Here is a 22138-nt window from a genome sequence, read left to right as displayed (position 1 = left end):
TTCGTGCGGGCGTCCCGACGCCGCTCATCCCCCCGATTTGCGCTCGCCCCCTCCTGGCGTCCATGCTGGGCGCAATGAGACATCGGCGGGCTGTGAGCCGGAAGGCGAATAACAGCGACCGGCAACAAAGGGGAAGCCAATGAGCACGAGCGAGCGCCATCCGCATCCGGGAACCGAGGAAGCCGCACCGCCGGGCGTCTTGCGGCGGGCCATCGCCGCGTCGGCCATCGGTAATGCGACCGAGTGGTTCGACTACGGCATCTACGCCTATGGCGTGACCTATATCTCCACGGCGATCTTTCCGGGCGACACCCAGGAAGCGACGCTGTTCGCTCTGGCGACCTTTGCCATCTCGTTCCTGGTCCGTCCCTTCGGCGGCTTCTTCTGGGGGCCGCTCGGCGACACGCTGGGACGAAAGCAGATCCTCGCCCTCACCATCCTGATGATGTCGGGCTGCACGTTCCTCATCGGGCTCGTGCCGTCCTATGACACGATCGGCATTTGGGCGCCGGTGCTGCTGATCGCACTCCGGATGCTGCAGGGATTTTCCACCGGTGGCGAATACGGCGGTGCGGCCACCTTCATGGCGGAATACGCGCCGGACGATAAGCGGGGGCTGTGCGGCAGCTTCCTTGAGTTCGGCACACTTGGCGGGTTTTCGGCCGGCGCGTTGCTGATGCTCGGCTTCTCTCTGCTGCTCGGCACCGAGGCCATGCATGATTGGGGCTGGCGGCTGCCGTTTCTCGTCGCCGCGCCGCTCGGCTTCATTGGCCTTTATCTTCGTTCGAAGATGGAGGACACGCCGGTCTTCGAGGAAATCGAGGAGCAGGGCGAGCAGGAAAAGAACGTCCTCGCGGAGCTGCGGGACCTGATCTCCGAGTACTGGCCCATCCTTCTCACCATGGGCGGCATGGTGACCGCCCTCAACGTGGTCCACTACACCCTGCTCAGCTACATGCCTACCTATCTGGGCAAAGAGCTGGGTCTTTCGACGGACGAAGCCCTGCTGGTGCCGATTCTCGGCATGCTGTTCATGATGGTGTTCCTGCCCTTCTTCGGACACCTGTCGGATAAGATCGGCCGCAAGCCGCTCTGGTGGTTCTCCCTGATCGGGCTTTTCGTCGCGGTGATCCCGCTCTACCAGCTCATGGCGACGACGCTGATTGGCGCAATCGTTGGGTTTGCCGTGCTCGGCATACTTTTCGTGCCGCAGCTCTCCACCATCTCGGCCACATTTCCGGCGATGTTTCCCACTCAGGTGCGCTTCGCCGGGTTCGCGATTTCCTATAACGTCGCGACCTCGCTGTTCGGCGGCACGGCTCCGGCGGTCAACGAATGGCTGATCGACGAAACCGGCAACTTCCTGGTACCCGCCTATCTGATGATGGGTGCGTGCGCGGTCGGCGCCTTCTCTCTGCTTTTCCTGGTGGAGACGGCGGGCCAATCGCTGCGCGGAACGGAAATCCCGGGGACCGACGCCTCGAAACGCGAGGTGCGGAGTATGGATAGAGACGAGGCGGCGGGCAGCGCCGAAGCGACAACCTGATACTGACTGCAAACGCTTAATGTTCACAGCAATCCTGCCGGTGCGCACATTGCTGCTCGCCATCTTCATGTTGATGGCCGGCACCGGCTTTCTCTCCACGCTGCTCAGCGTGCGGCTCGAGCGCGAGGGCGTGTCCTCCCTGCTCATCGGCCTGGTGGCGACGTGCTTCTTCGCCGGGCTGACCCTCGGCTCCTTGCGGGTCTCTCGAGTGATCCAGCGGGTCGGGCATATCCGCGCCTTTGCGAGCTTCGTGTCGATCTTCTCGGCGAGCACCCTGGGCTACGCTATCCATCAGGACGTGCCGCTCTGGGCCTTCCTTCGTTTCGTCGACGGCTTCTGTCTGGCCGGCGTCTATATCTGCCTCGAGAGCTGGCTGAACGAAAAGGCGACCATGACCACCCGAGGCGCGATCCTCGCCGGCTACACGGTGGCGCTTTATTCGGGCCAGGGCTTCGGTCAGTTCCTGCTCAATCTGAGCGACCGGCTTCCCTCCCTGCCTTTCATGGCAGCGGCGGTGATCCTTTCGCTCGCCGTGCTTCCCGTCGCCCTCACCCGCATCCCGCAACCCGACATCACGTATCAGCCGCGCTCGACGATCCGCCGGCTCTATTCCATCTCGCCTCTCGGTTTGGTAGGCGCGACGCTGGCCGGCATGATGCTCGGCGCGTTCTTCGGGCTTGGCGCGGTCTATGCGGCGAGGCTGGGGCTGACGCTGACGGCGACGGCCTTCTTCATGAGCATGGTGATCCTGGGTGGTGTGGTGATGCAGTGGCCGCTCGGCTGGCTGTCGGACCGATACGACCGCCGCATGGTGATCGTCGGCTGCTTCACGGCGGTGTTCTTCGTCTCGCTTGGCGTCACCTTCGTCGCGGTGCCCGATGTCGCTCTCCTGCTGCTCGGCATGATGTTCGGCGGCACGAGCTTCGCGCTCTATCCGCTTTGCGCCTCCCACGTGAACGACCAGGTGTCGCTCGATGAACGTGTGGGAGCCAGCGGCGGGCTGGTGCTCGTCTATTCCGCCGGCTCTGCCGTGGGTCCGATGATCGCCGCGGCCGCCATGAGCCTGATGGGGGCCGGCGGACTGTTCCTCTTCATCGCGATCTGCTCCGGCGCCGCCGCTTTGTTCGGCTTCTGGCGGTCGCAGACCGGCGAGGCGATCCCGGAGGACGAGCAGGGTGCATTCATGACCTACGCGTCCACCACGCCGATGTCGGCGACCCTCGATCCCGAGATCCCGGAAGACTACGTGCCGGCGGATTATCCCGCTGACGCCGAGGTCAGCCGATAAGCGGAAGCTCCGGCCTGGCGATCATCAGCCAGTAGATCGCCAGCACCGCGACGAAGGCCGGGATTCCGAAGGCGAACCAGGTGCGAAACAGGCGGTGATAGCGTGGCGGCAAGGGAGTGCCCTCCCCGGCGGCGCGCTCCGCCAGATCGCGCATCTGAAGCTGCATCCACACCACGGGGAGCCAGAAGGCGCCAACCACAAGATAAAGCAGGACCGAAAAAGCGATCCATCCCTGGTGGAGCGAATAGCCTGCGGCGAGGGCCAGGGCGACGCCGGTAACAGGCTGGGCGATCACCGCCGTGGCGGTGAAGACGAAATCGGCGATGACGACCATGCGCGCGACCGCAGCGACAGTCGTCGGATTGCCCGTGCGATGGGCCAGCAGCATGAAGAACGCGATCCCCGCGCCCGTACCGAGCAGCACGGCCGCCCCCAGCACATGCAGATATTTCAGGACGAGGTAGGCCATCACCGGTCTTTCAGAAGCGCGAGCACGACGAGGTTCAACGCCATGATCGGCACGACCTTGGTGAAGATGCCGAGGGGCGTCGCCCACATCTGTGGCGCGACGATCGTTCCGATCGCGAGATAGAAGATGCAAAGGACGAAGGCTGCGATCAGAGCGGCGCGCGCGGTCGGCCGATAGAGCATGGCAAGGCCGAGGACGATATCGGCGACCGCCCCGAACACGGTGGTCACTTCGGCATAGGCACCGAACCCGGCGGCTTGCAGGATGCGCACGCCTTCGTCGTAGCCCGGGCCGAGCGCGATCAGGCCGCTGATGAGCCAGAAGGCGGCGAAGACGATAAGCGTCAGCGGCTTCAGGAAGAACAGCTTGGCGAACCACCGCTCCTGAACGGAAGGAGGTGTGGCGTCGAGCATTTGTTGCAAGGAGCGCGGCGTCATGCCGGTCGCTTCCATCCAGGGACGCGGGTCGCCGGTGGAGCCGCGCCGGAGCTCTTTCTGTGCGGTGCTGCGGACCGGCGCGCGCCAGCCCAGGAGCCCGGCGAAATCGCCGAGCTTGAAGAGCAAGGTCCCGATCCAGTCGGGCAGGCGCAACCGGCGGGCGGGAGGCCAGCGGAGCCAGTTACGATAGGCGGCAACGACCTCCTCGAAACGCAACCTTTCCGGGCCGGTCAGCTCAAGGACGATCCGGCTCGGCGCGCTTTCCTTCAGGAAGTAGGCGGTCGTTTTCACCACGTCGTCCAAGGTCACGATCTGCAGAGGACCGGACTCCATGAGGACGGGCAAGACCGGCAACGCCGCGAGACCGCGGATGAGGGCGCTGCCGCCATAGGCCGCGCGGCCCAGCACCACCGACGGGCGGAGGATGACCCAATCGAGATCTCGCGCCATCAGCGCCTCGTCTCCCCGGTGCTTGCTCCGGGCGAATTCGGTCGGCGCATCCTCGGCGACCGCGAGGGCGGAGATGCTCACGATGCGGCGAATGCCCGCCGCTTCGCAGGAGGCGAATAAGGCATCGACGCCCGCGATATGGAGATCGGATGGGGTGCCGCCCTCCCCGGCCTGCAGCAGACCGGCGCAGTTCACGACGGCGTCGATGTCTTGCAGATGCGACGCCCATTCTCTCGCGGAGCCGGGGCGCGCCATGTCGACCAAGACTTGACCGGCGAGGCCTTGCGGCAGAGGCGATCCGCCGGGGCGCCCGACACCGACGACGGCGTGTCCCTCCGCTATCAGCTTCGCGCAGATCGCCGAACCGATGAGCCCGCTCGCGCCGGTCACGAGAATTCGCACGCCCTTCCCTCTTCCTGTCACAGCCCGTGTCTATGGTTCCCAGCGCTCGCGCTTTCTGCCCCTCTCATTTTCGTGCAGACTGGCGCAAAAGACCACGCTTGAGGGAGGCCGATCAGATTTCATGACGAATCCCGTTCTTTGGTTTGAAGAGGTGGGCCGCGACGATGTCGAGACCGTCGGCGGCAAGAATGCATCGCTCGGAGAGATGGTCTCCAATCTGGCGAGCCGGGGCGTGCCGGTGCCGCCAGGCTTCGCCACGACGTCGGATGCATACCGGCGCTTCGTGGAATTCAATGGCCTGGACCAGGAAATCGAGAGGCGGCTCGCTGACTATCAGGACGGGAAGGCGTCTCTCGCCGAGACCGGCTCCGCCATCCGGGGCGCATTCCTGGCGGCCGATTGGCCCGAGGAGATCGCCGATGCGATCTGCGGGGCCTACGAAGAGCTTTCCAAGCGCATGGGCCAGAGAAGCGGCGATGTCGCCGTGCGTTCCAGCGCCACGGCCGAGGATCTCCCCGATGCCAGCTTCGCCGGTCAGCAAGAAACGTTCCTCAATATCCGCGGGACGCGGAAGCTGCTGGCCGCCTGCCGACGCTGCTACGCCTCGCTCTTCACCGACCGCGCCATCAGCTACCGCGAGACCAAGGGCTTCGATCACCTGAAGGTCGCCCTGTCCATCGGCGTGCAGCAGATGGTGCGCTCCGACCTGGCCGGCGCCGGCGTGATGTTCTCCATCGATCCGGAGACCGGCTTCGACAAGCTCGTGGTGGTGGATGCGTCCTGGGGGCTCGGCGAGACGGTGGTGCAAGGCGCCGTCGATCCCGACGCCTATCAGGTGTTCAAGCCGCTTTTGGAGAACCACGACCTCTCGCCGATCATCCATAAGGGCCGGGGATCCAAGCTCGAGAAGATGATCTACGCCCGGGAAGGCGAAAACCCGACCCGTGTGGTGCCGACGTCCCGCGCCGAGCAGCTCAGCTTCGTCCTCACCGACAATGAGATCCTGAAGCTGGCGCGCTGGGCGGTGGAGATCGAAAGCCATTACGGCTGTCCGATGGACATGGAGTGGGCGAAGGACGGCCGAACCGGCGAGATGTTCATCGTGCAGGCTCGCCCCGAGACCGTGCAGTCGCAACGGGATACGGGTTCCTTCAAGCAGTACCGGATCACCGAGAAGGGACGCCAGCTCACCACTGGGCTTGCGATCGGAAACAAGGTGGTCTCCGCGCCGGTATGCCTGATCCGCGACCCGGCCGATATCGAACGCTTCGTCGAGGGCTCGGTGCTGGTGACGGAGACGACGGATCCCGACTGGGTGCCGATCATGAAGCGTGCGGCGGCAGTGGTCACCGACCGGGGCGGCCGCACCTCCCATGCCGCCATCGTGAGTCGGGAGCTCGGGCTGCCCGCGATCGTGGGAACAGGCGACGCGACGGAAGTGCTGCACGACGAGCAGGACATCACCGTCTCCTGCGCCGAAGGCGAGGACGGCTTCGTCTATGAAGGGGATGCGGAATTCGAGGAAGAGACCCTCAACTTCGCCGATATCCCGCAGACCAGAACCAAGGTGATGCTCAATCTCGCCAACCCGGCGGCCGCTATGCGCTGGTGGCAGCTCCCCGCCGACGGGGTGGGTCTGGCGCGCATGGAGTTCGTCATCTCCAACCACGTGAAGGTGCATCCGATGGCGCTGGTGGAGTTCGATACGCTGGAAGACGAGGCGGCGAAGCGGGAGATCGCGAAGATGACTCGCGGCTACGAGAGTAAGCCGCAATATTTCGTGCAGCAGCTCGCCCGCGGCCTCGCGCGGATCGCCGCCACGGTCTATCCCAATCCGGTGATCGTCCGGATGAGCGACTTCAAGACCAACGAATACGCCAACCTTCTGGGCGGCAGCGGATTCGAGCCCGAGGAGGCAAACCCGATGATCGGGTTCCGCGGGGCGTCCCGCTACTACTCGCCAAACTACGCGCCGGGCTTCGCGCTGGAATGCCAGGCGATCCGCCGGCTCCGCGACGAGATGGGCTTCAAGAACATCCTTGTGATGATTCCCTTCTGCCGCTCGACGAAGGAGGCGGACAAGGTTCTGGAGGTGATGGCGGAGAACGGCCTCAACCGCGGTGAGGACGGGCTCGAGGTCTACGTGATGTGCGAGCTGCCCTCCAACGTGGTGCGGGCAAAAGCCTTCGCCGAGCGCTTCGACGGCTTCTCCATCGGCTCCAACGACCTCACCCAGCTTACCCTCGGCGTGGACCGGGACTCAGAAGATCTGATCGAACTGTTCGACGAGCAGGACCCGGCGGTGAAATGGATGATCTCCACGGTGATCGCCTCGGCCCATGAGGCCGGCGCGAAGGTGGGGCTCTGTGGACAAGCGCCGAGCGACCATCCGGAATTCGCGGATTTCCTGGTCGAGTGCGGGATCGATTCCATCTCGGTAACACCGGACAGCTTCATGAGCGTGAAGCAGCACGTGGCCGATGCGGAAGCGGGAAAGACGCCGTCGGATTGATCGGAAGCGTGTCGCGCTTCTATTCGGGACGCTTGTAGCCGTTGAACATCGCGCGGATGAGGTTCTCGCGATAGGCGTAGCTTGCGTAGAGCACGGCGGTGATATGCACTGCCACCAGCGCCAGGGTGAGGTTGGCGGCAAGCTCATGGGTCTCGTGCACGAGGCCGAGCAGCGCATTGTGCTCGCCCTTCGGCACTTGGGCGATGAAGTAGCTCAGTGGCCCTGCACCATCTTCCATGGCGTAGTGCACGAGGCCACTGGCGCATGTTACGGCAAGTCCGATCAGGAGAGCGACGATCATGGCTCCGCCCGCGGGGCTATGACCGAGATGCCTCTCGGACCTGCGCCGGAGCAGCGCGTAGAAGTAGCGCAGCACGGTCGAGGGCTTGTAGATGAAGTCCGAGAAGCGCGCACGGCGGGGACCGACGAAGCCCCAGATCACACGTATGGTGACGAGAAGCGCGATGCCGTAGCCGGCCCAGACGTGGACGCCCATGATCTCGTCGCCGGTGAGATAGGCCACGGCGAAGAGAACCACAACGCTCCAATGGAAGATCCGCACGAACGGATCCCAGACATAAACCCAGCTCGGCGCAGATTTGGATTGGAGATTCATTGCTTCAGTCTTGTCGGCACGCAATCAGGAGTCCGGGAAGCCGAGCCAGGGCTCCAGGGCCTCGAAGGTTTCATCCATGGCGTAGCTGGCGAGGAAGGGAATCGGCCAATGGCCGAAGACAGGAGTAAGCTGAGCCTCGGCGCGGATCTCGCCCTGCTTCGCCACGGCGGCGATGTAGAGGGCTGCGGCGAGGCCCGAGCGATCGGCGCCCGAATAGCAGTGGATGAGGAGGGGCTTCGGGGCCTTCTCCATCATGGCGATCAGCGTGGCGGCCTGCTCCTGGGTCAGCTCACGCTTGGACGACATCCGGAAATCGAGATGCTCGATACCGAGTTTCTTGGAGGCCTCGACCTCGGCGTCGTACCATGAGCGTCCGACATTCTTGCCGCGCAGATTGATGATGGTCTTGATGCCGTGGGACCTCTGGTAGCGGGCGATATCGTCAGGCGTCGGCTGACCGGACCGGTAGAACTCGCCCGGCACGACGCCCCGAAAATTGCCCGACAGCTCGAGCATTCCGGCATACGCCCCGAGCAGCCCGATCAGGACAAGGCCCGCAATCGAGAGGCGCCTTACCCGGAGGCGAAACTCTGACGTCGACTTCTTCGCCTGCTCCATCGTGCACTCTCCTCCAGCGTGGTCGGCCCCATTCCTATCCGTCCGGACGCGGTGAATGAATGCGGCAACAAATTCATACTCTTAGAAGCAGAATTTTCCCCCTCTACGCCCGGAAAGAATGCCATAGGCGCCGGGCGAACGCCTAGCAATTCTCACAAGGGAGTACGCGAAGGCTTTGCAGAGACAGAGCAAGAGCCCAAACTGTCCGGCGTTTTAAAATGTCGCCGATTTTTCAAACAGGGAGATTTCGATGCACCGCTTTTGGCTCGCGACCGTGGCCCTCCTCGCCCTTGGTGCCTTGTCTCATCCGGCCTATGCCGAGGGCCGGGCCGGACTCTGGGAGCAGACGACGACCATGACGTTCGGCGGAGAAGGGATGCCGAAAATGCCCGCCATTCCGGCCGACAAGATGGCGCAGCTGAAGGCCATGGGTATTCAGATCCCCGACCTCTCCAAGCCTCAGACCACCACCATCAAGACCTGCTTGACCGAGGAGGAAATCGCCAACCGGAAGCTGCCGAAGCCGGAGGACATGGGAGATTGCACCATGGAGAACCGGCAGTTGAGCGAAGACCGGATGAGCGCAGATCTCGTGTGCCGCGGCGAGATCCAGGGCACGGGCCACTTGGAATACGTGTTCGACAGCGAAACCCACTATACGGGCAGCATGACGTTCAAGGGTGCGCGGGGCGGTCGGCCCATCGAGATGTCGCACAGTTCCGAAGGCACCTGGCTCGCTGAGGATTGCGGTGACGTGGAATAAAGCTAGGCTTTATCGATCCGCGTGGCTGTTGCGCACGCTTCATCGCCGTAATAAACGGCTCTGCCGGTCAGGTTTAGATTTAGCTTTTTTGGGGGCTCGCCGTGGGTAACGAAACGCTTGAAGATGAGTTTTCGCGTGAGAAATGGTTTCACGCGATCAATTTTGGCGATTTCGCCACAAGCGGACGTTTTCCGCCTGGGAAGCCTCAGAACGCCACGCTGTTCGGCGCCATGGATCTGCTCAAGGACATCGATCTGTCCGGTCAGACGGTTCTCGATATCGGCGCGGTGGACGGTCTCGCCAGCTTCGGCATGAAAGCACTTGGCGCCGCCGAGGTTCACGCAACAGAGTCTCACCGGAAGAAAACCTTCTTGCGCGGAAGGGAGGTTCTCGACCTCGAAATCGACTACCATCCCCACCTGCAGATCAAAGACTTGGCCGAGCATTTCGGGGCCGGACGGTTCGACCTGATCCTTTGCGCGGGCGTATTTATCACATGCTCAATCCGGTCTCCGCCTTCCTCGAGTGCCGCAAGATCATCAAGGACGGCGGGCTATTGATCATGGAGACGGCCTACGATCCGAAGGAAGAGCGGGCCGCCATCTTCGTAAATACCGAAACCGAAATGGTGCCGGAGGCGTACACATACTCCGTTCCGACCAAAACGGCCGTCATCGGCCTCATGAAGCTTGCAGGCTTCGACGTTCTCGCGGTTCGGCCTCTGAGCAGTCCATCCCGGATTACCGTACTCGGCCGGGCCGTTCCCGTGGACGAAGTCCGCGACAGGACGGACCTCTTGAAGCGGATCCACGAGGTCGATTTCTGCGACTTCGAGTTCAAGCTTAAAGATCATCTTCCGCCGCCGGCGAGCTCCTCGATCCGCTTCACCGGGCCGGAGGGCGAGAAGATCATCGAGGCCGACAAGTACGAGCCGGACTTTCCCTACCATCCGAGGAAGTCCGCGCGTTCTGTCGGCTCCACAATCTGGTCGACCGTGACCGGAAACCGCTAGTCCGTCGGCGCGCCGCAAGCCCAGCGGGATTACGCTGCCTCGAGCCTTTGCGTTTATCCCATCCGGACGCGGCAGCGGCTTACGGCGACGCCGGCGGGTTTACACCTTCCCCAGCCTGCCGCAGTCTTGGAAGGTCGGAACACGAGCTGGGGCAAGAAGAACCATGTTCAAATCTTTGGAAGGCCGCACGGCGATCGTCACGGGTGGCAGCAAGGGCATCGGACGCGGAATCGCAAAGCGGTTCGGAGAGGTGGGGATCAATGTGCTGGTCGTCTCCCGCAACCTGGCGGAGGCGGAAGCGGTGGCGAAGGAAATCGGCGATAACGCCTCCGGCTTTCAGGCAGACGTGAGCGACCCGGATGCCTGCGAGGCCATGGCGAAGGCGGCCGCGGACCGTTACGGCGGCATCGACATTCTCTGCGCGAATGCCGGCATTTTTCCGTCGGCTAAGCTCGGCGAGATGACGCCGCAGGATTTCGATTTCGTGATGGACACCAACCTGAAGAGCACCTTCCTGTGCGTCTCCGCCGTCCTGCCCTATCTCAAGCAGAAGAAGAGCGGACGCATCGTGATCACCTCGTCGATCACCGGACCGATCACAGGCTTTCCCGGCTGGTCCCATTACGGGGCAAGCAAGGCCGGTCAGCTCGGCTTCATGAAGACGGCGGCCATCGAGCTCGCGCCCAACAAGATCACGGTGAACGCCGTGCTCCCAGGCAACATCATGACGGAAGGGCTCGCCGGCACGGGCGAGGAGTATCTCAACGGCATGAAGGCCGCGATCCCTCTGCATGAGCTGGGCGACGTGACGGATATCGCGAACGCCGCGCTCTACTTCGCATCCGACGAGGCGTCCTACGTGACCGGCCAGACCATTGTGGTCGATGGGGGCCAGGTGCTGCCGGAATCGCCGGAAGCTCTCGACGAGATGAACAGCTAAAGCTTCCCGAGCCGATCTGGGCCTGCCTGTCGTCAGGCAGGCCGCAGCCCCTCTCTCCGGCGCGCCGTGGGTTCGCCTATTGCGCGCGCTGCTTCATGGCCTCGGCGAGCTCGCCGAGATCCGCCACGACGAAGTCCGGCGGGATGGCGAGCGGATAGAGGGCCTTGCCCGGGCGGGCGACGAACACGCCCTGCATGCCTGCCGCCTTGATGCCGGCGATGTCCCAGCCATGGGCCGCCACCATCATGGCCTCTTCCGGTTCGACGCCCATCCGGTCGAGCGCCCATTCGTAGACGGCGAGGTTGGGCTTATAGATCTTGGTATCCTCGACAGTCAGCATGCGATCGAAAAGATCGGCTAGACCCGCATTCTCAAGCTGGGCCTTCACGCCCGCGTTCGACGAGTTGGTGAGGCTGACCAGGGTGTAGCCCTGCTCCTTCAGCGCTTCGAGCCCAGGGCGCACGTCCGGGTGGGGCGGCAGGCTCTTCAGCGGCTCCAGGATCGCCGTCTTCGCATCTTCCTCGGTGAGTTCGACGCCGTTCGTCTCCGCGACCATCATCAACGCGGCCACGCCGACTTCTCCGAAGGGATGGAACCGGCCGGTCGCCGTCTCGACCAGGGAGTGGTGGAGCATGGTGGAGAACCAGAGCGGCAGAAGATCCTCGCGGCCGCCGAGCGCCTCCGCCACGGAGCTGCGCACCCCCTCCAGATTGAGAAGGGTCTCGTTGACGTCGAAGAAGATGACCTTCGGCTTCATCGCTTCCTCCTTGAGACGATCGCCTTGCTCGGCCTGGGCGGCGGTTGCGCCAAAGAGCGCAACAGCCGAAAGCGCGAGCGCTGTCAGCACTCCATACCTCATGATCTGTCCTCGCGGTGTGGGGAGGCGCCGTCCGACCGGGGCTTGCCCTTAGAGATCGGACAGGACCTCGAACAGTGTTTCCAGGAAGAAGTCGACATGCTCCTGTTCCAGACAGAGCGGCGGGCGAAGCTTCAGGATGTTGCCGTCAGCGCCGGCTGCCCCGATCAGCACGCCTTCATCCTTCATAGCATTGATCACGGATACCGCCGTGGCCGGATCGGGATCCGTGGTGCCGGGCTTGCTGAACTCGATGCCGATAAAGAGCCCGGCGCTGCGCACATCGCCGATGCAGGGATTGAGCTGTTGCATGGCGTCGAGCGCTTGGCGGAAATAGCCGCCCATCCGCTCGGCATTCTCGAGCAAGCCCTCGTCCTCCAGGACATCGAGGACGGCGAGGCCTGCGGCCGCCGCGACCGGGTTGCCGCCGAAGGTGTTGAAGTAGCCGGTCTCCTCGGCGAAGGGCTCCAAGATTTCCGGGCGCGTCACCACGCCGGCAAGGGGGAAGCCATTCCCCATGGGCTTGCCCATGGTGACGATATCGGGCGTTACCCCGTGACGCTGGAAGCCCCACATATGAGAGCCGGTACGGCCGAAGCCTGGCTGCACCTCGTCGCCGATGAAGAGCCCGCCGGCGTTGTGCACGGCCTCGATGGCGGGCTCCAGAAAGCCGGGCGGATCGGCGTAGATGCCATCGCTTGAAAAGATGGAATCGGCAATGAATCCGGCGAAGGGAATGCCTTCCTCCTCGAGCTCGCCGATGGCCTCTTCGATCTCGGACGCGAAGCGTTCCCCCAGATCGTCGGTGGGCCGGCGATAGGAGTCGGGAGCCGGCACAGCACGGATATGGGCCGGCAGAGCGCGGCCCTTGAAGGAGGCCGGCGAGACCTCCGACACCGCGGCCGTGTTGCCGTGATAGGCGGTCTCGGTGACCACGAAGCCCTGGCCGCCAGTGAACAGCTTGGCGAGGCGGAGCGCGATGTCGTTCGCTTCGCTTCCCGTACAGGTGAACACGATGTTCGACAGGGAGGCCGGATAGGTCTCCAGCAGCCTCTCGGCGTAATCGTGGATGTTGTCGTAGAGATAGCGGGTGTTGGTGTTCAAGGTCGCCGCCTGCTTGGCGATCGCCTCGACGACATGGGGATGGCAGTGGCCGACCTGAACCACGTTGTTATAGGTGTCGAGATAGCGCTTGCCGTCGGCGTCGTACATGAAGACGCCCTCGGCGCGGACGATATGCAGCGGCTCCCGGTAGAACAGCACAGAAGACGCGCCGAATGTCGTCTCGCGCCGCTCGACGAGATCGGCGATGGCCGGATCGAGAGCTCCCCCCTCCTTGGCCTCAAAGCGATTGAGAGCGAGGATCTGCTTCGTATCGGGCATGGTCTTTCCAGCCACCGTCAGCGCCTCAGCCGTGCTCGGCGAGATAGGACTCGCCCAGGGTTACGGTCCCTTCCGTGTACGGCTCGCCCATGGATTGCGCGGTCTCCGTCTCGCCATGAGAGGCGATCCAGGCGGTGAGCTGCATGCGGCGGAGCATGACGAACATGGGAAGGGCGGCAGCCACCTCTTGGGAAAGAGGGGCCTGTTTCCGATAGCCCTCGACCCAGGCGGCCATCACGTCGGGGAGATAGGGTTCGTGCTCCAGGAAGCTGACCGCAGCGGCGAAGTCGTAGGCGTACCAGGAGAAGCCGCAATCGTCGAAGTCGATCACGCCGAGCCGGTCGCCGTCGACCAGGAGATTGGCCGGGCGCATGTCGCAGTGGATCAGGCCGAAGCGGTCTTCGCCGGTCCCGAATGCATCGGTCTGCTGGCGCAGGAGGTCTGCCGTCTTTTCCAGGATCGCATGCCCCTCTTTCGTGAGACCTGGGGCGGCGGACCATTCGCCCCACAGGGCGCCGTTACCGATGATGGTGTCGAAATTCCAGGTCTTGCGGGTGAAGCCCTCGGGCCGCTGCCAGTCCCGTGCATGGCCATGGAGGCGCGCGTTGATCTCGCCCAGCTCGCCGTACCACTTCACCAGGTCATCGTCGGCATCCGGCTCCTTGCCGGCCATGAAGGAGAATGCAGCGATGTGGCGGGTCGCCTCTCCATCGGAGAAGGATGCCAGAGGCGCGCCGTCCTCGGTGGGAATGGTCTCCGGCGTCTCGACCACGCCGTCTTCGCGCAGCGCCGCCACCCAAGCCAGCTCGGAGCGGATTTCCCGTTCGGTGTGATAGTCCGGCCGGTGAACGCGGAAGATCATTTTGCTGCCGTCGGCGCGCTCTACCAAATAGGTCGCGTTCTCCGAGACGGTCAGCAGCTTCACCTTGGGATCCTTGCCCAGCCCCCATTTGGGCAGGGCGGTGCGCAGGCCGGCTTCGAGCCTCTCCAAAAGAGCGTCTTCATAAAGCATGGGGCGGGCCGTCGGCTTTTCTTCGGGTGCCATCAGCATCGCCGAACGGGCGGGCAATGTAAAAGCCCAGACGCCCAATCCATCGACATTTCAGCTGCCGATTTTTTGGGCAGATTTCCAGCTTCTGCGCGGCTTTCGACGGGTGCGACATTCCGTACCCCCTTCGGGTTACCCCCAGAAGAGGATTGTTCCGATCAGCCAGATTCTGAGACTCGGACCGGTGAGCGAAAATGTCGCGCTGCGCTGTCCGGCGATCCGAATTCCGCCGCGTCTTCGCAGGCATTCGGCATCTAGTCGGCAGTCAGCGTGTTCAAGCCACTTAGCGCTTGCGGGACAGAGAAGCAAGAGCCGCGCGGCCGTACGACCGCCGGGTTCGCCAAGACCGACCGCAGTGCCGTGCAGTGAGATGGGGCGCCGGCCTTCCGGCCCAAACAAAGCGATGCGCTCCGGGTCCGATAGGGAGGGATCAAGGTGACAAAACTCAGCAAGGGCGGCATGGATCGCCGTCAATTTCTGTCCACCACGGCCGCGGCAGCTCTTTTAGCCAGCGTCTCAATGCCGAAGATCGCCTTCGGCGCGGAGAAAACCGTGAAGATCGGCTTTCTCGCGCCGTTGACCGGCGAGGTGGCCGCCTGGGGCAAGCCCGGGCTCGACGGCTGTCATATCTGGGCGGACTGGATCAACGCCGACGGCGGTGTGAAGGTCGGCGACGAGATGTTGAAGGTCGAGTTCGTCCCGTATGACGACGAATACGATCCCAGCAAGGCGCGCGCCGGCGCGGTGAAGCTGATCAAGGAAGAAGATGTCAAATTCATCATGATGCTCGGCGGCGACCCCTGGCCCGGTGCCTCCCAGGTCGCGGAGCGGGAAGAGATGCTCGTCTCCACCCTGCTGCCGAGCGATCTGACGCCCGACACGGAGATGCTTCTCGCCCCTTGCGAGGTGCATCCGATCTACAACGTCACCGGTGTCGAGTGGCTGGCAGAGAATAAGCCGGACCTGAAGACCGCGGTGATCTGCGCCCAGGACGACGCTCTCGGCAAACCTTCCGTGGCGACCTATCTGGCGGCCTTCGAGGCGGCGGGCATCGAAGTTCTGGACGAGCCGATCTTCTTCGATCCGGCGACGACGGACTTCGCGCCGATCATGTCGAAGATGCTGGCGCTGAAGCCGGATATCATCTGCCTAGACACCTGCTACGCCGACTATGTGCACCCGCTGACCGAGCAAGCCTTCCAGCAGGGCTACAAGGGTCAGATGATCTCCTGCACCGCCGACTTCTACCAAAAGATGGTGGAGAAGACCTCCAAGGAGTTCATGGAAGGCTTCATCTTCCAGTTCCCGGATTTCGACGATCCGAAGCTGAACGAGCCCCATGTGAACTTCAAGAAGCCCAACGATTTCTACCAGGAATATCTGAAGCGCTACGGCGCGGGCGAATGGAGCGCGGTGTCCTGGGAATATGCGTCCATCATGGACCTGTGGGCCGACGCGGCAACCAAGGCCGGCACCACGGAGCCGACCGACGTGCTCGCCGCCATGAAGGAAGGCGGCGTTGGCAAGCACGCCTTCGGCGAGGCCGACTGGTGGGGCGAGAAGCTGTTCGGCATCAACAACGCGCTGGTGGGTCTCTGGCCGGTGGTCGCCATCCAGGACGGCAAGGCCAAGATCCAGGACTTCAAGTCGATCCCCGATTGGTGGGACCAGCATAGCGACCTCCTGATCAAGCACATGAAGGCGCTTGGTCAGATGTACTATCAGCGCACATAGCGCTGATCGAAGCGGGCCTCTCCCGCTCATCCGGCGCACAGCCGAACCGCGGCTTCCGCGGTTCGGGATGCGGGAGAGGCCCCACTTCTCGACCGACATTTCTTGCCAGCCGCCGGGCCGCTCTCCTGCCGGTCCGGTGCAATACGGAGCTTCTCGATGACAGCCGAGCTCTTCCTTCAGACCGTGGTGAACGCGACCTACGCGGCGAGCTATATGGCGCTCATCGCGGTAGGATTCGTGCTCATCTTCGGCGTCATGGGTGTGATCAACTTCGCCCACGGCGAACTCTACATGGCGGGCGCCTATACGGTGGTGGCGCTCTACGCCGATATGGGCTTCCCCTTCTTCCTCGCCGTGGTTGTCGGGCTCATCTTCGTCGGCTGCCTCGGCCTGGTCATGGAGGTCGGGCTATTCAGACCCTTACGGGACAATCCGCTCGGCGGGCTCATCGCATCCATCGGGTTCCTGCTTATCCTCCAGACCGTCGCCATGATGGGCTTCGGCGTGCGCATGGAGAACGTTCCCCCTTCCACCCAGGACAAGATCGTCTTCCTCGACGGCGCGGTGCTGACCTATCAGCGGCTCTACGTGATCCTCGCCGCGGTCGGCCTCCTGAGCGCATTGTGGATCTTCCTGCGCAAGAGCAAGTTCGGCTGGTCACTGCGGGCCTGCGCCCAGGACCGGGAGGCGGCCGTGCTGCAAGGGATCTCGATCAATCAGACCGCGCGGATCGCCATGTTCATCGGCGCCGGGCTTGCGGGGGTGGCGGGCGCGCTGACGGCGCCGCTGGTCTCGCCCACGCCATTCATGGGCCATTCGGTCATCGTCACGGCCTTCATCATCATCATCGTCGGGGGCATTGGGTCGCTCGAGGGGGCCGTGCTCGTCGCCATCCTTTACGGCTTCGTGCACACCTTCGTGACCACGATGTATGACGGGACGCTCGCCAATATCGTCGGGCTGCTGCTGATGCTCGCCGTCCTGATCGTCAAGCCAACCGGACTGTTTGGAGCCAAAGAACGTGCATAAGCCCGAAACGAAAACGGCGGGCTTCGGCTGGCTCATCGGCTTCGCCCTGCTCGCAATCCTGCTGATCGTCCTGCCGCATCTGCTCTCCTTCTCGCAGCAGGAGATCCTGGTGATGCTGGTGATCGACGTCCTTCTGGTGTGCAGCTATCGGCTGCTGACGCTCACCGGCGAATGGTCTCTTGCCCATGCGGTCATCATGGGCGTCGGCGCCTATGCCTCGGCGCTTGCGGCCAAGGAGTTGGCCGTCCCCGTCCCGCTGGCCATGTTGGTGGGCGCGAGCGTCTCGGCGTTCCTGGCGTTCCTGCTGAGCTTCCCGCTGTTCCGCATGAAGGGGTTCTACTTCCTGATCGGTTCCTTTGCGGCCGGCGAGGTGATCCGCCTGATGTGGAAGTGGAGCGATCTCACCTTCCTGTTCGGCGGGCCTAAGGGCATCAAGCGCATCCCATCGATGCCGGATCTGTTCGGCATCGATTTCTTCGAACCGGTGAACTACTACTATCTCTGCCTGATCGTGGTGGCGGTCTCGCTGCTGATCCTCTACCGGGTCGAGCGCTCGCGCATCGGACTGACCTTCCATGCGATCCACTGGCAGGACAAGCTGGCGGAATCCGTCGGCGTGAATACGTTCCGCTACCGGATGCTGGCCTTCGTGATCTCGGCCTTCTTCGCCGGGCTCGCCGGCGCCCTCTACGCCCATTATGTGGGAGCGGTCGCACCCAACCGGTTCGACGTGGAGGAGATGGTCTACATCCTCATCTGGGCCATCGTCGGCGGCACCGCGACCTTCTACGGACCCATTATCGGCGTGGTGACCCTGACGATCATCAACGAGGTGATCCTGCGCGCCCTCGGGGTGGATGAGATGCGGCCAATGCTCTATGGCGCGCTGCTGATCGTCTCCATCCTGTTCCTGCCCGATGGGCTGGAGAGCCTGGTCCCCAAGACCAAGGCGTGGCTCGCCTCCCGCAAGGAACGGCGTGAGAATATGCGCACTGAAGAGGTGCCTGCGGAGTAGGTGACGGCGGGCCGACCAAGGCCACCTCCCCTTTCGGCTGTCATCCTCGGGCGCGCAAAGCGCGACCCGGGGATCCAGTCATTAGCGAGTCATTCTTTGTCCGAAGCAGGAGTTACTGGATTGCCCGGTCAAGCCGGCAATGACGCCAAGCTCAGGATGACATGATGAAAGCTCAGTATGTCCTGACGGAAACGCGAGGATAACGCGACGCGCTGACGTCGGATGACGCGGTCGTCGCTGGGCTCTCTCAGGATTGATTAGCTCATCAAACGAGCAGGAGGAGGCGCGCGGCGAGCAGCTTGCGGGTGTCGTTGAGCATGGCGGGCCGCTCGCGCCGCCAGGTGGCGAGCATCGTCCCGGCCGGGGCATCGAGGTCCGGACTGTCGCCGGACCCGAGCGTATCGGTCACGGCCTGCAGGCGCGCAATCGCTTCCTCGGCAATTTCCTGCCAGCGCTGACGCCAGCGGGCGCGATAGGTCTCCCGGTGGAGGGCTTCCATGCGCAGATGAAACATCGAGCTGCGCGCCGAGCGCGGCGCGGTGAGCTTGGCGATCCAGGGTGGCGATGCGCGCCAGGTCTGCAAGGCGTTCTGCACCAGGGGCTGAAGGTCATTGCCATCGCCGGCGAGCGCGAGGGCGACGCCGTAATTGGCGAGGCTGGTGCCGAGGCGCGGATCAATGGGCTCGAAGTTCTCGCGGGCGAGGCGCAGCGCCTTGCCGAACTCGTCCTTCGCCCCGGCAATGTCGTCCCGGCCGAGGGCGTCGAGAGCAAGAACTGTCGTCCGCTCCCAATCGAGATCCGCCTCCTGCCAGCCGGCGTTGAGGATCTCCTGGATGCTCCAGTCTTCGCCGGGATCGGCGGCTTTGGACGCCTCAGGCTCCGAGATAGGCACGGCGGACATGTTCATTGTCGTGCAGCTCCTGGGCAGGACCTTCGAGCGCGATGTTACCGGTCTCCAGAACGTAGGCGAAGCGGGCGAGCTTGAGGGCCAGCTCCGCGTTCTGCTCCACGAGGATGACCGGGACGCCCCTTTCCATGATGTCCCGGATGATGCTGGCCATCTCGTCGACCATGACGGGTGAAAGCCCCATGGAGGGTTCGTCGAGGATCAGCATCTTCGGGCGGGACATGAGCGCCCGGCCGATTGCGAGCATCTGCTGCTCGCCGCCGGACAGCGAACGCCCCCACTGGGTGCGGCGCTCCTTGAGGCGCGGAAAGCGCCTGAAGACGTCTTCAAGGTCGGCATCGATGGCGGAAGAATCCTTCCGCAGAAACGCGCCGGTGCGGAGATTCTCCTCGACCGTGAGATCGGGAAAGATGCGCCGTCCCTCCGGCACGTGGGCGATGCCGAGGGCAACGATCTTCTCCGGCGCGAGCTTGTCGATGCGCTGGCCGTCGAAGACGATCTCGCCCTTGCTGATACGGGTCAGACCGGAGATAGCGCGGAGCGTGGTGCTCTTGCCCGCTCCGTTGGCGCCGATGATCGTGACCATGCCCTTGTCGGGAATGCCCATGTCGATGCCCTTCAGGGCGGCGACCTTGTTGTAATGGACGTGGACGTCGCGGAGCTCCAAGAGCATCAGGCTGCGCTCCCTAGATAGGCTTCGATGACTTGGGGATTGGACCGCACCTCCTTCGGGGTGCCGCTGGCCAGCAGCGTGCCGAAATTCATCACGGTGATGAAATCGCAGAGGCCCATCACGGCCTGCATGTCGTGCTCGATCAGCACCACGGTGACGCCCTGCTCGTCGCGCACCCGCTGTACCAGCTCGGCCATGCGCTTGGTCTCCTCCGGGTTCATGCCGGTGAAGGGCTCGTCCAGCAACATGATCCTGGGCTCGGCGGCCAGGGCCACCGCGAGGCCCAGGGCGCGCTGATGGCCGTGTGAGAGATTGGCGGTGAGCTCTTCGGAAAGGTGGTCCATTCCGAGGAAGGCGAGGATGCCGTGGGCCTTCTCGTCGGCCTTCTCCTCGACGGCGCGATCCGTGCCGAGCACCCTTGAGAAGAAATTGGCTTTGGCGCTCCGGTGACAGCCGAGGCGGACATTGTCCAGCACGCTCAGCTCGTGGAACAGGGTCGTGCCCTGGAAGGTGCGGATCAGACCGAGATCGGCGAGGGCCGCCGTCGAGCGGCCGGAGATATCCTCGCCGGCATAGACGATCTTGCCGCGCGAGGGCGGATAGTAGCCGCTGATCACGTTGAAGGTGGTGGTTTTGCCGGCGCCGTTGGGGCCGATCAGCCCGTGGATGGCCCCCCGCTTCACCTCCAGACTGAAATCGTCGACGGCAACGATACCGCCGAAATTCCGGCCCAGATTGCGCACTTCAAGGATCGGTTGCTCGGTTGTGGTCATCCGTCTGCTCGTCCCTCATGCGAAAGATCGATCAATACCATGGCCCCCATGGCGGAGGGCATTCATCGAAGTTCGTACCTCTTTGGGGTTAGCCACCATTCCCGCCCGCATTTCCAATGGCGGAGCGGCCCCAAGCCGTTGCATCCCGATTGCCGTCTCGGGCGCACCGTTATCGCGAGCGCAGGCGCAAGGGATCGTAGAAGGGGATCTGCACCACCATGCGTCCACCTCCCCGGCCCCGTCGGCGACCGTAAGCTTGGTGCCCAGAGCGGCGTGATCCGGCTTCAGATGCACCAGGGCGAGGGACTGCATCAGATAGCGGCTGAAGACGGCGCTGGTGACGATGCCGACCTCCTCTCCGTCGCGGCAGATCCTCGCGCCGGGCTCGACGGCGCGGCCGGTCCTGCAGGCAATGCCCGCCTGTTTCACGCGCTCCTTGCCGCAGGCGCTTCGGATCCCCCGCTTTCCCACGTGCCTGGCCCTCTTGTCGCCATCGATCGCCCAGCCTAGGCCGATCTCCCAGGGTGTCGTGTCGCCTTCGGGCATGTCGAAGGGAAAGAAGAGCAGACCCGCCTCCACCCGGAGGATGTCGAGAGCCGTCCAGGAGACCGCCATGACGCCCCTGCCGCGGCCCCGGTCCAGGATGGCATCCCAAAGATGCACAGCGTCGGCGGCGGCGGCGTAGATTTCGTAGCCGTGCTCGCCGCAATAGCCCGCCCGCGCGATGACGACCGGCGTGCCGAACAACTCGGTCTCGGCGTGATGGAAATATTCCAGCGCTTCGAGATCGAGGGGCGTGTGCGGATCCAGGATCGACAATGCGGCGGGCCCCTGGAGGGAGAGGATGTGGGTGTCCCGATCGACCTGGATATCGACATCCTTCCCTTCGGCCGCATCTGCGAGCTGTTGAGGCGTCGCGCCGCTGCCGTGGGTGATGCGGAAGCGGTCTCTTCCGTCGCGGATGATCATGATGTCGTCGATGACGGCACCCTTCTCGTCGGCCTCCACGGCGAGCCTGGCCGTGCCGGGCTTCAGCTTGGGCACCTCGATCGCGACGAAGCTGTCCAGCACCGCAGCCGCGTCGGGTCCGGCAACGCGAATGAGATTGATGGCGGACATGTCGATCAGACCGGCGCGGGTCCTGACCGCAACGACCTCGTCGTCGGGATCGGTCGCATAGCTCCACGGCACGGCCATATCGCACCAGGTGTCGCCGTCGAGCTTTGAGCCCAGCGCCTTATGCCGGTCGTTCAACGCCGAATTTCTCTGGGTCATCGGATGCCCGCCCCGCTTCGTCCTGGTCCGTTGCGATTGCCCTCAACCATCTTCAATGGGTGCGGTGGGAGGCAATCACTCTGGCGGGGTAGGCGGCTGTGAATTTGGGCCTACATCGCTTCGGCGGCAGGGGTGCAGGGACTATCCCCAAAGGGATAACCCCCCATGGCAATTGGCAATGGGCTGAAAATCTCAAGACTCGACCCGAAGGATCGCGATGGTTGCGGTCCCCCATCGAATTCCACTGAGGGAGTGGTCGCCGGAGATCGCAGGAAACCGTGGGAAACACGGAAGCGGCGCCGGCTACGGCATCGGAAAGCAAGCTGACAAGACAGCGATGAGGAGCGGAAGGGTATGAGCGAACGGGTATGCGTTATCGGCGCTGGTCCGAG

Annotated in this window: 21 protein-coding genes; 9 read left to right on the top strand and 12 right to left on the bottom strand. The window is 63.7% G+C overall.

Annotated features, from left to right (window positions below):
• Positions 1–139 precede the first annotated feature (139 nt).
• Entirely contained in the window at positions 140–1546 is a 1407-nt protein-coding gene (locus A7A08_RS12870) for an MFS transporter (RefSeq protein ID WP_069095887.1), read from the top strand.
• Positions 1547–1565: 19 nt separating this feature from the next.
• Positions 1566–2834, top strand: a complete 1269-nt coding sequence (locus tag A7A08_RS12865) for an MFS transporter (RefSeq protein WP_069095886.1) — start codon at positions 1566–1568, stop codon at positions 2832–2834.
• On the opposite strand, the gene A7A08_RS12860 is transcribed toward A7A08_RS12865, so the two are convergent.
• Entirely contained in the window at positions 2824–3303 is a 480-nt protein-coding gene (locus A7A08_RS12860) for a DUF2269 family protein (RefSeq protein WP_069095885.1), read from the bottom strand. The two genes, A7A08_RS12865 and A7A08_RS12860, sit on opposite strands and share 11 nt — an antisense overlap.
• Positions 3303–4592: an SDR family oxidoreductase gene (locus A7A08_RS12855; RefSeq protein ID WP_069095884.1), complete on the bottom strand. Its 1290-nt coding sequence runs from the start codon at positions 4590–4592 to the stop codon at positions 3303–3305. The genes A7A08_RS12860 and A7A08_RS12855 overlap by 1 nt, the downstream gene beginning before the upstream one ends.
• Positions 4593–4713: 121 nt before the next feature.
• Here A7A08_RS12855 and ppsA point away from each other — a divergent pair, with 121 nt between their 5' ends.
• On the top strand, positions 4714–7104 hold the full coding sequence (ppsA, locus tag A7A08_RS12850) for a phosphoenolpyruvate synthase (protein ID WP_069095883.1): 2391 nt from the start codon (positions 4714–4716) through the stop codon (positions 7102–7104).
• A gap of 19 nt (positions 7105–7123) precedes the next feature.
• On the opposite strand, the gene A7A08_RS12845 is transcribed toward ppsA, so the two are convergent.
• Both A7A08_RS12845 and A7A08_RS12840 read right to left on the bottom strand, forming a co-directional pair.
• Complete coding sequence (locus tag A7A08_RS12845) at positions 7124–7720, bottom strand: cytochrome b/b6 domain-containing protein (protein WP_069095882.1); 597 nt, start codon at positions 7718–7720, stop codon at positions 7124–7126.
• A gap of 24 nt (positions 7721–7744) precedes the next feature.
• A complete protein-coding gene (locus A7A08_RS12840) occupies positions 7745–8338 on the bottom strand; it encodes a fused DSP-PTPase phosphatase/NAD kinase-like protein (protein WP_069095881.1) in 594 nt (197 codons plus the stop codon).
• Between the two features lie 250 nt (positions 8339–8588).
• On the opposite strand from A7A08_RS12840, the gene A7A08_RS12835 reads away from it, so the two are divergent.
• Positions 8589–9101 (top strand): DUF3617 domain-containing protein, encoded by a 513-nt coding sequence (locus tag A7A08_RS12835; protein WP_069095880.1) that lies wholly within the window; start codon positions 8589–8591, stop codon positions 9099–9101.
• Positions 9102–9103: 2 nt separating this feature from the next.
• Here the strand turns inward: A7A08_RS12835 and A7A08_RS12830 are convergent, their stop codons facing one another.
• Complete coding sequence (locus A7A08_RS12830; RefSeq protein ID WP_069095879.1) at positions 9104–9547, bottom strand: hypothetical protein; 444 nt, start codon at positions 9545–9547, stop codon at positions 9104–9106.
• 50 nt (positions 9548–9597) lie between these two features.
• On the opposite strand from A7A08_RS12830, the gene A7A08_RS12825 reads away from it, so the two are divergent.
• Together A7A08_RS12825 and fabG are read left to right on the top strand one after the other, a co-directional pair.
• Positions 9598–10113 carry a hypothetical protein gene (locus A7A08_RS12825; RefSeq protein WP_141693998.1) on the top strand — a complete coding sequence of 172 codons (516 nt, stop codon included), beginning with the start codon at positions 9598–9600 and terminating at the stop codon, positions 10111–10113.
• Positions 10114–10276: 163 nt separating this feature from the next.
• On the top strand, positions 10277–11053 hold the full coding sequence (gene fabG / locus A7A08_RS12820; protein WP_069095877.1) for a 3-oxoacyl-ACP reductase FabG: 777 nt from the start codon (positions 10277–10279) through the stop codon (positions 11051–11053).
• 76 nt (positions 11054–11129) lie between these two features.
• Here the strand turns inward: fabG and A7A08_RS12815 are convergent, their stop codons facing one another.
• Genes A7A08_RS12815 through A7A08_RS12805 form a run of 3 tightly spaced genes read right to left on the bottom strand, consistent with a single transcriptional unit; the run spans position 11130 to position 14337 of the window.
• Positions 11130–11900, bottom strand: coding sequence for a haloacid dehalogenase type II (locus A7A08_RS12815; protein WP_208430637.1), 771 nt, complete (start codon positions 11898–11900; stop codon positions 11130–11132).
• A 60-nt stretch (positions 11901–11960) separates the two neighbouring features.
• Positions 11961–13307, bottom strand: coding sequence for an aspartate aminotransferase family protein (locus tag A7A08_RS12810; RefSeq protein WP_342586684.1), 1347 nt, complete (start codon positions 13305–13307; stop codon positions 11961–11963).
• Positions 13308–13317: 10 nt separating this feature from the next.
• Positions 13318–14337 carry a phosphotransferase enzyme family protein gene (locus A7A08_RS12805; RefSeq protein WP_245290938.1) on the bottom strand — a complete coding sequence of 340 codons (1020 nt, stop codon included), beginning with the start codon at positions 14335–14337 and terminating at the stop codon, positions 13318–13320.
• A 438-nt stretch (positions 14338–14775) separates the two neighbouring features.
• Here A7A08_RS12805 and A7A08_RS12800 point away from each other — a divergent pair, with 438 nt between their 5' ends.
• The 3 genes from A7A08_RS12800 (at position 14776) to A7A08_RS12790 (ending at position 18118) form a co-directional block, all read left to right on the top strand.
• Positions 14776–16074: an ABC transporter substrate-binding protein gene (locus A7A08_RS12800; RefSeq protein ID WP_245290937.1), complete on the top strand. Its 1299-nt coding sequence runs from the start codon at positions 14776–14778 to the stop codon at positions 16072–16074.
• Between the two features lie 156 nt (positions 16075–16230).
• Complete coding sequence (locus A7A08_RS12795) at positions 16231–17103, top strand: branched-chain amino acid ABC transporter permease (RefSeq protein ID WP_069095874.1); 873 nt, start codon at positions 16231–16233, stop codon at positions 17101–17103.
• Entirely contained in the window at positions 17096–18118 is a 1023-nt protein-coding gene (locus A7A08_RS12790; RefSeq protein WP_069095873.1) for a branched-chain amino acid ABC transporter permease, read from the top strand. The genes A7A08_RS12795 and A7A08_RS12790 overlap by 8 nt, the downstream gene beginning before the upstream one ends.
• A 265-nt stretch (positions 18119–18383) precedes the next feature.
• On the opposite strand, the gene A7A08_RS12785 is transcribed toward A7A08_RS12790, so the two are convergent.
• From A7A08_RS12785 to A7A08_RS12770, 4 genes are read right to left on the bottom strand one after another with little or no spacing between them, the layout of a single operon-like run.
• Positions 18384–19019, bottom strand: coding sequence for a hypothetical protein (locus A7A08_RS12785; protein ID WP_069095872.1), 636 nt, complete (start codon positions 19017–19019; stop codon positions 18384–18386).
• Positions 18991–19701: an ABC transporter ATP-binding protein gene (locus tag A7A08_RS12780; protein ID WP_425349031.1), complete on the bottom strand. Its 711-nt coding sequence runs from the start codon at positions 19699–19701 to the stop codon at positions 18991–18993. Before A7A08_RS12780 ends, A7A08_RS12785 begins: the two co-directional genes overlap by 29 nt.
• Positions 19698–20471 carry an ABC transporter ATP-binding protein gene (locus tag A7A08_RS12775; protein ID WP_069095870.1) on the bottom strand — a complete coding sequence of 258 codons (774 nt, stop codon included), beginning with the start codon at positions 20469–20471 and terminating at the stop codon, positions 19698–19700. The genes A7A08_RS12780 and A7A08_RS12775 overlap by 4 nt, the downstream gene beginning before the upstream one ends.
• A 15-nt stretch (positions 20472–20486) precedes the next feature.
• Entirely contained in the window at positions 20487–21746 is a 1260-nt protein-coding gene (locus A7A08_RS12770; RefSeq protein ID WP_342586683.1) for an aminomethyl transferase family protein, read from the bottom strand.
• Between the last annotated feature and the right edge of the window lie 392 nt (positions 21747–22138).

This window comes from Methyloligella halotolerans, assembly GCF_001708935.1.
GTDB lineage: Bacteria > Pseudomonadota > Alphaproteobacteria > Rhizobiales > Methyloligellaceae > Methyloligella > Methyloligella halotolerans.
The sequence above is the reverse complement of the archived record's forward strand: the minus strand, read 5'-3'. Positions and strand labels throughout refer to the sequence as shown.

What these genes read in the sequence shown, in the direction of transcription:
- A7A08_RS12870 (WP_069095887.1), top strand. Translation starts at nt 140, where the DNA reads ATGAGCACGAGCGAGCGCCATCCGCATCCGGGAACCGAGGAAGCCGCA.
- A7A08_RS12865 (WP_069095886.1), top strand. Translation starts at nt 1,566, where the DNA reads ATGTTCACAGCAATCCTGCCGGTGCGCACATTGCTGCTCGCCATCTTC.
- A7A08_RS12860 (WP_069095885.1), bottom strand. Translation starts at nt 3,303, where the DNA reads ATGGCCTACCTCGTCCTGAAATATCTGCATGTGCTGGGGGCGGCCGTG.
- ppsA (WP_069095883.1), top strand. Translation starts at nt 4,714, where the DNA reads ATGACGAATCCCGTTCTTTGGTTTGAAGAGGTGGGCCGCGACGATGTC.
- A7A08_RS12845 (WP_069095882.1), bottom strand. Translation starts at nt 7,720, where the DNA reads ATGAATCTCCAATCCAAATCTGCGCCGAGCTGGGTTTATGTCTGGGAT.
- A7A08_RS12840 (WP_069095881.1), bottom strand. Translation starts at nt 8,338, where the DNA reads ATGGAGCAGGCGAAGAAGTCGACGTCAGAGTTTCGCCTCCGGGTAAGG.
- A7A08_RS12835 (WP_069095880.1), top strand. Translation starts at nt 8,589, where the DNA reads ATGCACCGCTTTTGGCTCGCGACCGTGGCCCTCCTCGCCCTTGGTGCC.
- A7A08_RS12830 (WP_069095879.1), bottom strand. Translation starts at nt 9,547, where the DNA reads ATGCTCGGCCAAGTCTTTGATCTGCAGGTGGGGATGGTAGTCGATTTC.
- A7A08_RS12825 (WP_141693998.1), top strand. Translation starts at nt 9,598, where the DNA reads ATGCTCAATCCGGTCTCCGCCTTCCTCGAGTGCCGCAAGATCATCAAG.
- fabG (WP_069095877.1), top strand. Translation starts at nt 10,277, where the DNA reads ATGTTCAAATCTTTGGAAGGCCGCACGGCGATCGTCACGGGTGGCAGC.
- A7A08_RS12805 (WP_245290938.1), bottom strand. Translation starts at nt 14,337, where the DNA reads ATGGCACCCGAAGAAAAGCCGACGGCCCGCCCCATGCTTTATGAAGAC.
- A7A08_RS12795 (WP_069095874.1), top strand. Translation starts at nt 16,231, where the DNA reads ATGACAGCCGAGCTCTTCCTTCAGACCGTGGTGAACGCGACCTACGCG.
- A7A08_RS12785 (WP_069095872.1), bottom strand. Translation starts at nt 19,019, where the DNA reads ATGTCCGCCGTGCCTATCTCGGAGCCTGAGGCGTCCAAAGCCGCCGAT.
- A7A08_RS12775 (WP_069095870.1), bottom strand. Translation starts at nt 20,471, where the DNA reads ATGACCACAACCGAGCAACCGATCCTTGAAGTGCGCAATCTGGGCCGG.
- A7A08_RS12770 (WP_342586683.1), bottom strand. Translation starts at nt 21,746, where the DNA reads ATGACCCAGAGAAATTCGGCGTTGAACGACCGGCATAAGGCGCTGGGC.